Annotated in this window: 15 protein-coding genes; 12 read left to right on the top strand and 3 right to left on the bottom strand. The window is 48.2% G+C overall.

All coding sequences use genetic code 11. From position 1 onward, the window contains the following. Positions 1 to 66: 66 nt before the first annotated feature. The gene (locus ACCC71_RS11365) at positions 67 to 1,458 is read right to left on the bottom strand and encodes an MATE family efflux transporter (protein ID WP_434309740.1); all 1,392 of its coding nucleotides are present in this window, start codon (positions 1,456 to 1,458) and stop codon (positions 67 to 69) included. 219 nt (positions 1,459 to 1,677) lie between these two features. On the opposite strand from ACCC71_RS11365, the gene ACCC71_RS11360 reads away from it, so the two are divergent. The 4 genes from ACCC71_RS11360 (at position 1,678) to ACCC71_RS11345 (ending at position 6,169) form a co-directional block, all read left to right on the top strand. After that, positions 1,678 to 1,917 (top strand): hypothetical protein, encoded by a 240-nt coding sequence (locus ACCC71_RS11360; RefSeq protein ID WP_434309739.1) that lies wholly within the window; start codon positions 1,678 to 1,680, stop codon positions 1,915 to 1,917. Between the two features lie 16 nt (positions 1,918 to 1,933). Further along, positions 1,934 to 3,643, top strand: coding sequence for a S8 family peptidase (locus tag ACCC71_RS11355; protein ID WP_434309738.1), 1,710 nt, complete (start codon positions 1,934 to 1,936; stop codon positions 3,641 to 3,643). Between the two features lie 77 nt (positions 3,644 to 3,720). Continuing rightward, positions 3,721 to 4,455 carry an ABC transporter ATP-binding protein gene (locus ACCC71_RS11350; protein WP_434309737.1) on the top strand — a complete coding sequence of 245 codons (735 nt, stop codon included), beginning with the start codon at positions 3,721 to 3,723 and terminating at the stop codon, positions 4,453 to 4,455. Continuing rightward, the gene (locus ACCC71_RS11345; RefSeq protein WP_434309736.1) at positions 4,448 to 6,169 is read left to right on the top strand and encodes a putative ABC transporter permease subunit; all 1,722 of its coding nucleotides are present in this window, start codon (positions 4,448 to 4,450) and stop codon (positions 6,167 to 6,169) included. The genes ACCC71_RS11350 and ACCC71_RS11345 overlap by 8 nt, the downstream gene beginning before the upstream one ends. 8 nt (positions 6,170 to 6,177) lie before the next feature. On the opposite strand, the gene ACCC71_RS11340 is transcribed toward ACCC71_RS11345, so the two are convergent. Continuing rightward, complete coding sequence (locus tag ACCC71_RS11340; protein ID WP_434309735.1) at positions 6,178 to 6,636, bottom strand: signal peptidase II; 459 nt, start codon at positions 6,634 to 6,636, stop codon at positions 6,178 to 6,180. A gap of 258 nt (positions 6,637 to 6,894) precedes the next feature. Between ACCC71_RS11340 and ACCC71_RS11335 the strand changes: the two genes are divergently transcribed. The 5 genes from ACCC71_RS11335 (at position 6,895) to ACCC71_RS11315 (ending at position 9,416) form a co-directional block, all read left to right on the top strand. Next, positions 6,895 to 7,548: a DUF3990 domain-containing protein gene (locus ACCC71_RS11335; protein ID WP_434309734.1), complete on the top strand. Its 654-nt coding sequence runs from the start codon at positions 6,895 to 6,897 to the stop codon at positions 7,546 to 7,548. A gap of 5 nt (positions 7,549 to 7,553) precedes the next feature. After that, positions 7,554 to 7,970, top strand: a complete 417-nt coding sequence (locus ACCC71_RS11330) for a hypothetical protein (RefSeq protein ID WP_434311851.1) — start codon at positions 7,554 to 7,556, stop codon at positions 7,968 to 7,970. Further along, positions 7,970 to 8,443, top strand: a complete 474-nt coding sequence (locus ACCC71_RS11325) for an NADAR family protein (RefSeq protein ID WP_434309733.1) — start codon at positions 7,970 to 7,972, stop codon at positions 8,441 to 8,443. Before ACCC71_RS11330 ends, ACCC71_RS11325 begins: the two co-directional genes overlap by 1 nt. 27 nt (positions 8,444 to 8,470) lie before the next feature. After that, complete coding sequence (locus tag ACCC71_RS11320) at positions 8,471 to 9,118, top strand: TIGR01906 family membrane protein (protein ID WP_434309732.1); 648 nt, start codon at positions 8,471 to 8,473, stop codon at positions 9,116 to 9,118. Positions 9,119 to 9,278: 160 nt separating this feature from the next. After that, positions 9,279 to 9,416, top strand: a complete 138-nt coding sequence (locus ACCC71_RS11315) for a hypothetical protein (protein WP_434309731.1) — start codon at positions 9,279 to 9,281, stop codon at positions 9,414 to 9,416. A 193-nt stretch (positions 9,417 to 9,609) separates the two neighbouring features. On the opposite strand, the gene ACCC71_RS11310 is transcribed toward ACCC71_RS11315, so the two are convergent. Continuing rightward, positions 9,610 to 10,389, bottom strand: a complete 780-nt coding sequence (locus tag ACCC71_RS11310) for a polysaccharide deacetylase family protein (RefSeq protein ID WP_434309730.1) — start codon at positions 10,387 to 10,389, stop codon at positions 9,610 to 9,612. An 89-nt stretch (positions 10,390 to 10,478) separates the two neighbouring features. On the opposite strand from ACCC71_RS11310, the gene ACCC71_RS11305 reads away from it, so the two are divergent. The 3 genes from ACCC71_RS11305 (at position 10,479) to ACCC71_RS11295 (ending at position 15,490) form a co-directional block, all read left to right on the top strand. After that, complete coding sequence (locus ACCC71_RS11305; protein ID WP_434309729.1) at positions 10,479 to 11,747, top strand: M18 family aminopeptidase; 1,269 nt, start codon at positions 10,479 to 10,481, stop codon at positions 11,745 to 11,747. Between the two features lie 171 nt (positions 11,748 to 11,918). Beyond that, positions 11,919 to 13,769, top strand: a complete 1,851-nt coding sequence (locus tag ACCC71_RS11300; RefSeq protein ID WP_434309728.1) for an NAD(P)-binding protein — start codon at positions 11,919 to 11,921, stop codon at positions 13,767 to 13,769. After that, positions 13,763 to 15,490, top strand: a complete 1,728-nt coding sequence (locus tag ACCC71_RS11295) for an NADH-dependent [FeFe] hydrogenase, group A6 (protein ID WP_434309727.1) — start codon at positions 13,763 to 13,765, stop codon at positions 15,488 to 15,490. The genes ACCC71_RS11300 and ACCC71_RS11295 overlap by 7 nt, the downstream gene beginning before the upstream one ends. The last annotated feature ends 60 nt before the right edge of the window (positions 15,491 to 15,550 follow it).

The following is a 15,550-nucleotide window of genomic DNA, read 5'->3' as shown; positions in this document are numbered from 1 at the left end:
ACGCTCCTGCAAATACAGAATATTCCGAGCCTTTTTTACCGGGCCCTTTCCTCATCGAGCCCTTTTTTACCGAGACTTTTCGATGCCGGAACCTCTCCAATGCCCGCTGATATAGTATACCAGACCGATGAAGAAAGGCACCCAGCCTGCAAACGCATTGCCGTACCAGAATCCATACACTCCCATGTCAAAGACCAGGCCAAGCAGCAAGGCCAGACCGATGCGGGCGATGATGCCGTCCAATAAAGCGACGGCTAAATTTAATTTGGAATTGCCGGAACCATTGATCAAAGAGAACATGGACGGGCGGATAATGCCGCCGATGAACGAGACAACGGCAATGGGCACATAGGTAACGGCCATATCAAGTGCCAAGGTATCGTTGGTGAAAATGCCAAAGACCGTTCTCGGCCAGCAGACAGTGGCAAAGATGAAGAGTGCACCGAAGGCTCCATTGATGACAAAGGAAGTGAGGAGAACCTTGGTGACACGCTCATATTTTTTGGCGCCGATACATTGGGCGACCATGGAAGCACCAGCCGTCGTAAAGCCATGGACAATGGTGTTATTGACCATTTCCACTTTGTGTCCCATGCCAGATACGGCGGAGGCCACAACGCCATAAGAATTCACCCAGGAGTTCACATACACGCGGGAAAAGGTAACGGCCGCAGATTGAATCGACATGGGAATCCCAAGGGAGATCAGTGGCTTTAACATATCGCGGGAAATGCGGAAGCTGCGCGGCTTAAAGTCAAACATAAACTCTTTTCTTTTTTGGTATAAAATGAAAAGGGCACATAGAAAGCTAACCGCCTGCCCGATGACGGTGGCGAGGGCAGCGCCGAAGACACCAAGGTCAAAGACAGCGATGAAAAGTATATCTAGGACCGTATTTAAGATAGAAGCAATGGCGATAAATAAGAAAGGATGTTTGGAATCCCCCATACCTCGGAGAATCGCGCTGACCAGATTGTAACCATAGATAAAGATCAGGCCCACAATACAGGTTACAACATAGTCCATCGTATAATCCCAGGATTCCGCGGGTGTTTTTACCCATAGAAGAATTTGATTGCGCAGCAGCAGACATACGATTGTCATGACTACGGCGCAGGCGCCGAGGAAAGTGAAAAGCGTACCGATCATTTTGCTGACCTTATCGGGACGATTCGCCCCCACATATTGGGAAATGATGATTTGGGCAGCGCTGGAAAACCCCATGGCGACAAACGTCAGCACCATAAGAATATCGCCGCCGATGGAAACGGCGGATAATCCAGCGCTTTCCAGATAACGGCCGACCACAATCATATCGACCATATTGTAGGCGGCTTGAAGGATTCCTGATAGAACTAGGGGAAGGGCAAAAATAAGAAGTTGTCTGGGGACATTTCCTACTGTTAAATCCTTAATCAGTGTTTGGTCTTGCTGTGAGACGCTTTTTTCTTTTTCCATGATTTCCCTGACTTTCTAAATTCTTTTGCTTTTTTACGGGTTCTGTCCTGTCTAAATTGGTATGTAACCGGAGCATAAAATGCTTCATTTTTATTATACAATGGTATTTCAAAAGATTGCAATGAAAATGAGCAGATTTTCTATGTAAATCGTTTTCTGTCATAGGACAAAAGGCACAGGCGATATACTAGTGGTAAGAATTTAGGACGGAGGCGGCGTGTGGACCGGGAAATGCTGATGCTCTGTCTGCTGTTTTCTGCTATGGGAGACGGTGCGGCGGAGTATAGAAGGCGAGCGTTGAAACAGATGATTTCTTTGGAACTTCAAGAAGAACTGCTTCAACGGATGGAGGAGCAGGCTGTGCAGGCGGTGGAAGAGCAATGCCGCAGGTCGCGGCGGGAGATCCGGCGTCTATCGGAGGAACAGATTCGTCTGCTGCTCGGCGCTCCGCCAAAGTGATAAGGAGACAATGCGGATGACAGAGCAGGAAAAGATCTGCCGAGAACAGATTTTATCAGAAGAATATCTGGATTTTATCGTTGAATATAACCTGGGTCTGCCTCAAGTATTTACGGATTATGGCGATCATTGTACGGAAATCGTTGACCGTATCTTTGGGATTACCCATCTAGATCGGAGACGAGCTCCCAATTATAGTGTAGGAGTCTATGGATTTCGTACCATTCCGTCCGTATTTTCTTTGGCGGATACCTCTAGCATGGAGACGTCTGGGATATTGAGAGCTCAAAGCCAACCGCTTCCCAATCTGCGGGGGGAAGGAGTCATGATTGGGATCATTGATAGCGGGATTGACTATACGCACCCTGTCTTTCGAACCGGAAACGGGGAGAGCCGAATCGTAGGAATCTGGGATCAGAGTGACCAAAGCGGGGAGCCGCCGGCAGGGCTTCTCTATGGCACGGAGTACCGGCAAAGCCAGATCAACGAAGCGCTGCGCCAGGCTGATCCCAGATTGGTGGTGCCAACGGTGGATGAAACGGGGCATGGAACTTTTCTTGCAGGAATCGCCGCGGGAGGCGAGACGCCGGACGGCAGTTTCGTCGGAGCGGCGCCAGAATCGGTTTTGGCAGTGGTAAAGCTAAAGCCAGCGAAACAAAATTTGAAAGATTATTACTTTATTCCGCCCGAAGAGCCAGTATATCAGGAAAATGACATTATGATGGGTGTACGCTATTTATTGGATCTGCGGGAAGAGCTGCGGATTCCGCTGGTTATTCTTATGGGACTTCAAAGCAACCGAGGCGGCCATGACGGCTACACTCCTCTGGAAGAGCAAATCAGCCGTGCAACAGATCAGCGGGGATATGTACCGGTTGTGGCTTCAGGAAACGATGGAAACAAAGGGCACCACTATTACGGTACAATTCGAGAGGAGGATACCTATCGGGATGTGGAAATCCGGGTGCCTGCGGGAGTCAAAGGATTTTGGCTGAATCTTTGGGCTTACTCGCCGGAGTTTTACTCCATCGGTTTTGTATCGCCGGGAGGGGAAGAAATTCCACGGATTCCTCCGCGGGTAGAGAGTACGGAAAATTTGAGATTTATTTTAGAGGACACGACGATTTCCGTGGACAATCGAATTGTGGAAAATCGTTCGGGCAGCCAGTTGATCAACATAGGAATCCGGAAGCCGACTCCTGGAGTTTGGATTTTGCGGATTTATAGCGCGTATCCCCTGGGCGGAAGTTTTCATGTTTGGCTTCCGGTAGAAGGGCAAGTGGCGGAAGGCATTCAATTTCTGGAACCAAATCCTAATATCACGTTAACAATTCCCGGAACTTCGAGAGAAGTACTGACAGTTAGCGGCTATAATCATAAATCCGATAGTATTTATATCAATTCTGGGAGGGGCTTTACTAGGAATGGAACCATACAGCCGCTTTTAGCGGCTCCTGGCGTAGCGGTTTATGGACCGTTTCCTGGCGGACAGTTTGGGACTATGACTGGCACGAGCGTTTCCGCGGCTCATGTGGCAGGTGCTGCGGCAGATCTTTTAAGCTGGGGAATTTATCGTGGAAATGAGCCGACGATGGATAGCAATGCCGTGCGGGCGTATCTTATTCGAGGAGCCAGGCGGAAGAGCGTTTATACTTATCCCAATCGGGAATGGGGGTATGGTGCTCTGGATTTATATGGAGTGTTCGAATTGCTAAAATTATCTTGACAAATGCCTTCTTCTGTATTATTGTATTATCAAACTAGAACAAAAGAATTTGGTTTTGATTCAGTAAGGAGGGCAACATGTCGATGATTCGGCTTACGCATATTTCAAAAACTTATGCGGGCACCCACAAGGCGGTGGATGACTTAAACTGGGAGATTGGAGAGGGAACGATCACGGGATTTATTGGTCCCAACGGCGCGGGGAAAACCACGACGCTCAAGATGATTACTGGGATTTTGGAACCAGATGAGGGCGGTTTGATTGAGATCAATGGCGTTGATATCCAGAAAGACCCGGTCATTGCCAAGCGGCAGTTCGGCTTTGTCTCCGACAGCCCGGACCATTTCCTGCGGCTAAAAGGAATTGAATATTTGAATTTTATGGCGGATTTGTACGATGTGCCGACCAAGGAGCGCAAGGAACGTATCCTTTCTTTTGCTTCCCGATTTGAGATGGAAGATGCGCTCAAGGATCGGATTCTCAGCTATTCTCATGGTATGCGCCAGAAAATCATGGTGATGGGAGCGCTTCTTCACGATCCTTCAGTCTGGATTCTGGATGAGCCGCTTACCGGATTAGATCCAAAATCTGCTTTTGAGTTAAAGGAAATGATGAAGGAGCATACGGCGGCTGGGAAGAGCGTCTTATTCTCAACCCATGTGTTGGAGGTGGCAGAGAAGTTATGCGACCAGATTGCCGTCATTAATAAAGGGAAAATCGTATATCGTGGTACATTGGATGACCTGAGAAAACAATTCCAGGAAGGAGAGTCTCTGGAAGAAATCTTCTTGAGTATGACGAAAGATGCGTAAGTATAGAAAGCTGACGTGGATATTGTTGAAATGCGGTATGGGAAATGCAATGTCCACAGGGGGAAAAGGAAAAAAGAAGCGGAGGAAGCTTTCGGGAGCTGCTCTCGGAATCTTTGTGATCATCTGTTTTATGCCATTGGCTTATATGCTGTTTCAGGCTGGACAGGGCGGCTATCAGATGTTAGCCCCGGCCGGACAGGAAGGTCTGCTTTTGGAGATGGCGTGCTTTGTCGGCGGGATGGCTACCCTGATTTTGGGCCTGCCTTATATTCTCAGCGTGTTTTATATGAGCGGAGATGTTCAGCATTTACTGCCTTTGCCTTTAAAGCCGGTACAGATTGTCGGGGCAAAATTTACGGTGGTTTGGATTTATGAGGTGGTGACGACCGCGGTTTTGCTGCTGCCGCTGTTTGTTGGATATGGATGGGAGGCCTCCGCTGGAATCTCTTTTTGGATTTCCATTGCCATCGGTTTATTGCTGCTGCCGATCGTGCCGATGGTCTATGCGGCGCTGCTTTCGATGATTTTTATGCGCGTCGGTAAGAAAGCCAAAAATAAGAGCGTGTTGACGACTCTTGGTACCATTTTGCTCTTGGTGGTCTCCATGTGCGTGGGGATGTTCAGCGGGCAATTGGAGACGGTGGATCAAGAAGGCTTGATCGCCCTTTTGTCCGCAGGGAAGAATTCTTTAGTAGGTTTTCTCAGCAAACTTTTCCCGAACCTGCAATTTTTGGTGAAGGCAATGACAGGGGAAGGGATTTGGCAGTTACTGATTGTTCTGGCGATTACAGCAGCTTTTCTGGTGCTATTTTTACTGGTGGCGTCAAAGCTTTACTTTGGCGGAGTCCTCAGCATGAGCGAGACGACGTCCAAGCGTCAGAAGATCACGGCCGCCGAGGGCGAAAAGCTGGTGCGCCGTCAAAGTGTGATGTCTGCTTATTTAAAGAAAGAGCTGCGCTTACTGTTTCGCACGCCGGTTTACTTCCTAAATTGTATTTTGATGGTACTTATCTGGCCGTTGATATTTTTGGTTCCTGTACTGATTGCGATATTGACACAGTTTGATTCCATTTCCGAGGGTTTTGCTGTATTGGGAGAGCTTGCTGCGCTTTTAGGACCCGTGGATTCCGGCTCGCCAATGGTGGGCTTGATAACCATCGGCGTCTCCTATGGGCTTACTCTTTTTGCCGGTAGTTTGAATCTGGTATCCGCCACCGCCATTTCGAGGGAGGGAGACGGATTTATGACGATGAAATATATTCCGGTATCTTACCGGGATCAGATCAAGGCAAAACTGCTATCCGGTTTGTTGCCGGGATGTGTGGGCACCACGGGCTATCTTCTCATCTTGCTGGTGATCGGCATGATCTTGGGAGTCCCACTCTGGACGGCGGCTTTGGCTTTGCTTTTAAGCGTGGTTCTAAATTTTGGTATGAACTGTTTCCAACTTTGGCGGGATCTTTGTCGGCCGAAGCTGACATGGGCCAACGAGCAGCAGGCAGTCAAGCAGAATTTTAACAGCATGCTGAGTATGCTGATTATCTGGGTATTTGGAGGCCTGGTTGGCGTCTTGTTTGGCTGGCTGTATTGGAAATTGGAACTATCGTTGGTTTTACTAGCCGGAGTGTTTACCGTGGCTTTGGCGATCTTGGATATTTTGCTGTACCGTTTGCTGCTGCGCTCCGGGGAACGCAAGATAGCGAAATACGAATAGGGACAGTATTACTTTTTCCCTTTTCCCAATTGGCCCAAAAGGGCCAGCAGGCAACCAAGAAAGATACAAAGGTCGCCTAGGTTAAAAATGATATTTCGTATAGGCCGGAAACGGAATTTGAGATAGTCTACCACGTATCCTCTTCTCCAGTGGTCGGAGATATTACTGGCGGCGCCTCCTAAAATGAGGGCGCCGCCTAATTTTTCCATGATATGTCCGGCGCTTTTTTTCCATAGGATGGGGAGATACCAAAGGAGGGAGCCGATTCCAGCGCAGGTGGAAAGGAACGCTGCGGCTTTCGGCTTTTGATCTAAGAAGTTTAGCATCATTCCTTTGTTATGACTGCGGCAAAGGGTGATTTTTCCGCCGGCGATTTCTTTTGGGAGCTGGCTGCGAGGGGATTCGATCTTTGCCTTGAGAGCTAGATCTAGAAAAAAGACCCCGACGAGTAAAAAGATGTAAATCATTGGAATTCCTCCTTATGGAATGGGTAAAATCCGCCCTGGCGGCTGCTTGTTCGAGTTTTGCAGATTTCGGGGGGCATAATACCTAATAAATTTATTATAACATAAGTGATTCGAGAGTTCTATGCTTTTGTAATACTCAGCGGAATTACTTGACAGTAACGAGATTTCAGGAGTAAGTGTTGATTTTCGAATTTTTATGATATAATATGGATTACATTAGGTGCGCTTGCTCTTGATTTAAGCGAAAGGAAGGGAAAAATGGGAAAAATTATTTTATTTCACGGTACCCCTGACAAGGTCATAGTGCCAAAGTATGGTGGCGGAGATGATAAGCACGACTACGGACGAGGCTTTTACCTCACTGAAAATATGGAACTTGCGAAAGAGTGGGCGGTTTGCAGACCAAATGATACAAATGGATGGGTTCACAAATATGAATTGGATACGGATGGATTAAAAATCTTAGATTTTCAGAAATTGAATGTCCTTTCTTGGCTTGCCGAGCTAATGAAACACAGAGATGCGGCGGACTCCAAACGATATAGAATGCTGTCTAAAAAGTTCATAGCAAAGTACGGTGTAGATGCGAACGAATATGATGTTATCCGCGGTTGGAGAGCGAACGCTTCTTACTTCTATATCGCAAAGGAATTTGTTCGGGACAATATCGATATCGACATACTTGAAGAACTGCTCGCGTTGGGCGGTCTGGGTATTCAGTATTGTATCAAGTCCAAATTGGCTTATTCTAAGCTAAAAGAAATACAGGATGAGTTGCTTGTCGTTGATTATACTGAATTCAACGATAAGTATAATCAGAGGGATATAGAGGCAAGAAAAAATATGCGGGATCTTGTTGATTCCGATGCGAATAAGGTAACGAAAGTATTCAGCACATTATTTGAGGAGTGATGGTGATGCGGGCATATTCGGAAGCATATCTGAATGATGTAGTGGAAAATCAGGGTAAACTCTTTGATCTTGTGGCGCAACGGTATCCCGACAAGGATACGGAAGATTTTATTCGTATCTATATGGCAAGCAAGACGAGAAAGAGCATTGACGAAGCGCAAGCCTATGTCAATACGATGGATGCCAAAGGGTTGTGGGCGTACTTTTCTGAAACAGAAAAGTATAGATTAAAACCCGGCAAGGCTCTTGACGGGTTTATTCCTATGTGGATCGGGGAGTTTTATGCTTATTATCAATGGTTTTATGGTCTCCCGAGTTCAGAAGTGGTCAAGAAAGTTCCTATCGCCTTTTTGAAAAAAGCTTATTACGGACTTCACGACTTGGAACTTGATTTGGCGGTCAAAAAAGTTGGTGAAGTGTGATGCAGATTGTTTGCTTTCATAATGAAAACGAAGAAAACGGATATCTGAGCAATTGGTATCTGTCCCGCTTTACTGTTGAGGGAGTGGAGTTTTCTTCAATGGAACAGTTTATGATGTATCGGAAAGCGGTCTGCTTTCAAGATGATAAGATTGCCGTACAAATCCTTAATATAGAGGATACTGCCCATATCAAGGCATTGGGGCGGCTTGTGTCAAGATATGACGATAACTATTGGGAGGGAATCCGGCAACTCATAGTTTATGAAGGGCTGATGGCAAAATTCTCACAGAACGCAGAATTGAAAGAGAAGTTAAAAGCCACGGGGACAGCGGTATTAGCTGAATGTGCGGTGAAAGATCGTATTTGGGGGATCGGGTTGTCAATGAACAATCCGGACAGGCTTGATCAAACGAAATGGCAGGGGAAAAATTTGCTCGGTTATACTTTGATGATGGTTCGGGATAAACTATAATACTATAATACATTTGAGGAACCTTTGATGCAAGAAAAAAAATATCGTTTTGGCCAGTGGGTGCTGGGAATTGTTTTGATGCTGTTTTTGATTTCCTTTTCCGTCACAGTCACTCTAAATTTTCGTCCCCTTTATCATTGGGATATGAAATCGATGAATTTGTCCGCGTCTTCAGGCCTTACAGAGGAACAGATTTTAAGAAATTATGATGTTTTGATCGATTACAATAATATCTGGGGACCGGATACGTTAGAGTTTCCGGATTTGGCTATGTCAGAAAGCGGTCGAATTCACTTTGAAGAGGTAAAACGTGTTTTCCTGGTTTTTGAGTGGATGGTTCCGATTACTCTCGCAGCGAGTGTGTTGGGAATTGTATTTTATTATCGGAAGAATCAGTTTCGCTATTTAAAATACACCGCCCTGCTTTCTATTTTCACTCCTTTGCTGCTTGGAATTGCAATCGCGGCCAGTTGGGATACGGTTTTTGTGATGTTCCATAAGATTGTTTTCCGAAATGATTTTTGGATTTTTGACGCTTCAACAGATCCGGTAATCACGATTTTACCGGATACGTTCTTCCTTCATTGCGCGCTTTTGATCCTTGTGGGCGTTCTGATTGGTAGCGGAATATGCGGTTTTTTGTATTGGAAAAAAGAAAAACGACAAAAAAGGTAGGAAATCTCCAAAAAGAGAGAAACTTTCTACGGAAAGAGTGGATTTCATTCTGGAAAATGACAGACAGAAAACAAAACAGTCGAAAATTGTCGACAAAAAACAATGGAAAAACAAGGTTCGTTTTGGTATGATGTTCTGGGAGAACAAAGGAGGAAAGAGCATGAACCGGGATTTTGAAATCGAACGGCTGGAAATGGAAAATAAACAGCTGCGAGATGCTATCCGGCAGTTAAATCAGACATTAAGCCGCATGGTTGAAACATATATCATAAAGGCTGGGAAGGAAGAGAAGAAATAGTAAGTTTTAAAAGTCGGAGATCTATTGGTTGCTAGCAAAAAGCGTCAAGGCGGAAGGCCCTGGCGCTTTTTGTTATTTCATTTCAGCGGAGAATTTCTCAGAGCGAAATTCTGTTCTTTCATAGGAAAATAGTTGATTCCCATGGAGCTTTTCAGTATACTAAAAAAGATAGATCAATGATAGGATGAACAACTTAGTTCTGGGCATCCTGTTTTGGAGAGAGATTTGTGCCAGTCTTTCCCGCAAGTAATAACTGGGAAATCGGTACCAATTCATATCCTTGCGCTTGAAGGCCGGTGATTACTGCCTCCAGGGCATCTGCTGTGTAGGTGGCTCCATTATGTAGCAGAATAATCGAGCCGTTTCCTAGATTGCTGTGATTGCAGACAGTTTTGACGATGGAATCCGAGCCGTAGTCTTTCCAATCCAGGCTGTCAACATTCCAGCCGATGCACTGATACCCCATATCCTGAGCGGTGGTGATGAGTTCTTCTTTCCAATCGCCGTAGGGAGCGCGGAAGAGCGTCATGTCTACGCCGGTCAGCTCTTTTACTTTCTTATGGACAGATTGCAGCTCATCGCGAATTTCCGGTTCGGTCAGCTTGCTCATTTCCTTGTGATTTTCGCTGTGGTTTCCAAGATCGTGTCCCTCGGCTGCGATCATTTTTACATTTTCCGGAAAACTGTCGATCCAGCCGCCGGTCATGAAGAAGGTGACTTTGACATTGTGTTTTTTTAGGATTTCTAGAATTCTTGCCGTATCTTTGTCGCCCCAGGCAGCGTCAAAGCTAAGGGCAGCTAATTTTTTGTCGGTTTGTACTTGGGAAATAGGGGCCTCTTTGCCTAACATTACTTGGACCGAAGCCATCACAGAAGGCCAGTAGGAAAATGCCTGTGAGACAAGTCCAGCCAGGAAGAGAAGGAGAATTCCTCCCAGGAGAAAATGTTTTTTTCGTTTGCCTTTTTGTTTCATTTCATTCCGCTCCAGTTGTTTGTCTCTAGTATATGCGGTGGTTTGGCCCCTTCATGCTTATTTTTCGAACGAGAAAGGAGAAGTATCAGATGTACCAGGAAATATCGAAAGAATTGTTAGCATTTATCGAGTGCAGCCCCAGCCCTTTTCACGCGGCAGCTGCGGTGAAAGAACGATTGATACAACATGGATTTGTGGAACAGAAGGAGGAAGAACACTGGCAGTTAACGCCAGGCGGACGTTATTTTACCACAAGAAATGATTCTTCTGTGATTGCATTTGCTCTGCCGGAGGGAGAATGGAACGGATTTCGAATTGCTGCCAGCCACAGTGATTCCCCTAGCTTTAAAATAAAAGAAAATCCAGAGATGGAAGCGGACGGCCGCTATATTAAGCTGAATGTAGAGCGATATGGCGGTATGCTTTGCGCTCCCTGGTTTGACCGCCCGCTTTCTGTGGCAGGCCGGGTGGCTGTAAAGGAAGGGGGAAAGATAACCGGAAGGCTGGTTGATGTGGACCGGGACTTGCTTTTGATTCCAAATCTGGCCATTCATATGAATCGCCAGGCCAATGAGGGCATGACCTACAATGCGCAAAAGGATTTGCTTCCTCTTTACGGAAGCGCGGCGGCGAAGGGAACTTTCTTTCGGATTATAGCGGAGGCCGCTGGAGTGCGGGAGGAAGAGATCATCGGTCACGATCTATTTTTGTACAACCGGCAAAAAGGAACGATTTGGGGGGCGAAAGAAGAGTTCCTTTCCAGCAGCCGTTTGGATGATCTCCAGTGCGCATTTTCTACACTGAAAGGATTCCTAGCTGGGGAAAAGAGGCGATACGCGGCTGTTTTTTGTATGCTGGACAATGAGGAAGTGGGAAGCGGCACCAGGCAGGGCGCTGCCTCACCGTTTTTGAAAGATGTGTTGATGCGAATCAGCCTGTCCCTTGGCGGAGGATGGGAGGATTATCTGCGCCGGGTGGCGAAAAGCTTTCTGGTCTCTGCGGATAACGCTCATGCAGTGCATCCGAATTATGGAGAGAAATCAGATCCGGTGAATCATCCCTATCTGAACGGAGGTATCGTGTTAAAATATAGTGCAAATCAGAAGTACTGTACCGACGGTCTGTCTGCGGCTGTGTGGAAAGAAATTTGCCGGGAAGCGGGAGCGCCTCTTCAGGTTTTTACTAACCGTTCGGATATGCCTGGCGGATCGACTCTGGGGAATATTTCCATGTCTCAGGTAGCGGTAAGCGCCGTTGATATCGGTCTGCCCCAGCTGGCAATGCATTCACCGTATGAAACTGCAGGAGTAAAAGATACAGTTTATTTGATGCAAGCAGCGAAAGAATACTTTAAATAAGAGAAAAAAGAAAGTAAAAAGCGTTTCTGACGGTAGAAACCGTGGAAACGCTTTCTACTTCTTGACAAGATTCGGCTTAATGTTATAAGATGTTACATGCGGGAATTTGTTAGGATATTGACAAAGATCGTTTGTATTATTTGAGAACTTTATGAGTTAGAGGAGGATGCGATGAGTAGACTGAGGATTTCAACGCCGGATGAGGCACAGCTCACGATGGAGCACCTGTATCTGGACCTGGAACGGCACATTGCGGCCAGCGCTCCGGGGCTCTGTCCAGTGGACTTGCAGATTTCTTTTCTGCGTCTGTGCCACGCCCAGTCCTGCGGGAAATGTGTTCCCTGCCGGGTTGGTCTAGGGCAGCTGCAGCGCCTAATGACGGATGTTTTAGAGAATCGAGCAACGTTAGAGACGCTGGATTTGATTGAGCAGACTGCGAAAAATATTGAGGCTTCTGCAGATTGCGCCATTGGCTATGATGCGGCTAGGATGGTGCTGAACGGCCTAAAGGGCTGCCGGGAAGACTATCTATCCCATATCCGCCGCGGCCGCTGTGCGGCAGGAATCACCCAACCGGTGCCTTGTGTGGCGTTGTGTCCGGCTGGCGTGGATGTACCAGGATACATTGCCCTGGTGGGAGAAGGGCGTTATGCGGACGCTGTACGCCTGATTCGTAAGGACAATCCATTTCCAACGGCCTGCGCGATGGTATGCGAGCACCCCTGCGAGGCTAGATGCCGGCGCAATATGATTGACAGCGCTGTCAATATCCGCGGAATCAAACGTGTGGCTGTGGATCACGCCCATGCAGATACGGTTTTGGTGCCTTCCAATGAGCCTTCTACCGGAAAGCGGGTAGCCATTGTCGGCGGCGGACCCAGTGGACTCAGCGCAGCCTATTATCTTGCTTTGATGGGACATCAGGTGGATGTGTACGAAGAAAAGCCGCACCTGGGCGGTATGCTCCGTTACGGAATTCCGGCTTACCGGTTCCCGCGGGAGCGTCTGCAGGAAGATATCGACGCGATTCTTTCTACCGGAATTCAAGTACATATGAATGTAAATGTAGGAAAAGACGTAACCATCCGCGAGCTGCACGAGCAGTTTGACGCGGTTTATGTTGCGATAGGTGCTCAGACCAATAAGAAGGTTGGGATTGAGCCGGATGGAAAGGTAAAGGAGGGCAATGTCATTTCTGCTGTGGAGATGCTCCGCGACGTAGGAATGGATCGTCCGATTGATCTGAAAGGAAAACGAGTCGTTATTGTCGGCGGCGGAAACGTGGCTATGGACTGTACTCGTACTGCGATCCGCCTGGGCGCGTCTCAGGTCATGGTGGCTTACCGGCGCCGCAGAAATGATATGACGGCTATGCCGGATGAGGTGGAAGGCGCGATCGCGGAAGGCGCGGAATTGATCACTCTGAATGCTCCTTTGAAAATTGAGACCGATGAGGAGGGGAATGTGGCTGCATTGTGGGTACAGCCACAGATCTGCGGCGCGATGGATGCCCAGGGCCGTCCCCGTCCGGTAAATTCGGAAGAAGAGCCGGAAAGAATTCCTTGTGATGTGGTGATTACCGCCATCGGCCAGGGCATTGAGACGACTCACTTCGAGGAATTCGGCTTGGAGGTAAAGCGCGGCGTCTTACAGACGGTAGATGGAAGCTTAGAGGGAGATATTCCAGGCGTATTTGCAGGCGGAGACTGCGTGACCGGGCCGGCTACGGTGATTCGCGCGATTGCAGCTGGAAAAGTAGCGGCTGCCAATATCGACGAATATCTTGGATTCCATCACAACATTAGCTGCGACGTGGAAATTCCCAGCGCAAACCTGACCGATAAAAAGCCTTGTGGACGCGTGAACCTGAGAGAAATTGGAAGCGGCGAGCGGCGGGAAAACTTTGAACATATTGAGAGAGGAATGACGGACGAGGAAGCGGCTCAGGAGTGCAGCCGTTGTCTGCGGTGCGATCATTTTGGCTATGGAATCTTGAAAGGAGGCCGGAATTCCAGATGGTAAACCTGAAAATAGATGATAAGAAGGTGGCGGTTCCTGAGGGAACAACGGTGATGGAGGCGGCTGCCTCCGTGGGAATCCGTATTCCGAGCCTTTGCTACTTGAAAGAGATCAACGAGATTGCTGCCTGCCGGATTTGTCTGGTAGAGCTTGTCGGCAAAGATAAACTGATTACTTCCTGCAACAATGTGGTTCAGGAAGGAATGGAAATCTATACCAATAGTCCCAAGGTACGCTCGGCGCGCCGGACCAATGTGCAGCTGCTTTTGTCCCAGCACGACAGCCGTTGTGCGATTTGTGAGAGAAGCGGGAACTGTACCTTACAGCAGATTTCCAATGATATGGGCATTGTTTCCAATCCATTCCCGGATGACTGGAAAGAAGAACCCTGGCCGAAGGACTTTCCTTTGGTGCGTCATGGAGAGAAATGTGTCCGCTGCATGCGCTGTGTTCAGATCTGCGACAAAGTACAGGGCGTAGGCGTCTGGGACGTTGCAAATACAGGAAGCCGTACTACCATCGGCGTATCCGGCGTTCGGAAGATCGAGCAGTCGGACTGTGTTCTCTGTGGACAGTGTGTGACCCACTGCCCGGTAGCGGCGCTGCATGCCCGTGATGATTGGCAGCAGGTGCTGAGTGCTATGGCGGATCCAGAAAAGATTACCGTGGTTCAGGTGGCTCCGGCAGTGCGGACAGCCTGGGCGGAGAATATGAATATTCCCAGAGAGAAGGCTACGGAGGGCCGCCTGGTGGCTGCTTTGCGCCGCTTAGGATTTGACTATGTATTTGACACTACGTTTTCGGCGGATTTGACGATCATGGAGGAGGGGAGCGAGTTTCTCGCCCGTTTTGATGAGATTCGTGAAAGCGGGATGCCGATGTTTACTTCCTGCTGTCCGGGATGGGTCCGCTATGTGAAATCCCAATATCCGGAACTGGTATCGCGGCTTTCGACGGCCAAGTCTCCCCAGCAGATGTTTGGCGCGGTGGCAAAAACCTACTATGCCAAGCTGCTGAATGTGGACCCGGAGAAAATTTATTGCGTTTCGATTATGCCTTGCGTTGCGAAGAAACATGAAGCTGCGATTCCGGTGATGAACGATGCAGGGGCTGGACCGGATGTAGACTGCGTACTGACGACCAGAGAACTGGCAAGGATGATTCGGGCGGACCGGATTATGGTAGAAGCTCTGGAAGCGGAAGAGTTTGACCGCCCTCTTGGCGTCGGAACAGGCGCTGGCGTTATCTTTGGCAGCACCGGCGGCGTGATGGAGGCGGCTCTGCGTTCCGCGTACTATCTGATTTCCGGGAAGAATCCGGCGCCGGATTCCTTCCAGACGATTCGGGAGCCGGACGGCTGGCGGGAAGGCGAGTTTAATATGGCCGGAACGAAAGTCAAAGTGGCGGTGGTCAGCGGCCTTGGTAATACGAGAAAGCTGATTGAAGCGGTACGCCGCGGCGAAGTGAGGTATGATTTTGTGGAGGTCATGGCCTGTCCTGGCGGCTGCGTTGGCGGCGGCGGACAGCCAATCCATGACGGACAGGAATTGGCTGGACTTCGGAGCGAGTATCTGTATGAACTGGATCAGGCGAATCCGATCCGGTTCTCCCATGAGAATCCGGCAATTACTCAGCTGTATCAGGATTTCCTGGATAAACCCATGTCTCATAAGGCCCATGAGCTTTTGCACACGGATCATGAGGCGTGGCAGATGGAAAAATAAGAAGTATTGGCTGGCGAGATTGCCGGTGAGAGTTTTAGAGAAAAAAGGGATGCCACATGC

This window comes from Hominifimenecus sp. rT4P-3, assembly GCF_051055405.1.
GTDB lineage: Bacteria > Bacillota > Clostridia > Lachnospirales > Lachnospiraceae > Pseudolachnospira.
The sequence above is the reverse complement of the archived record's forward strand: the minus strand, read 5'-3'. Positions and strand labels throughout refer to the sequence as shown.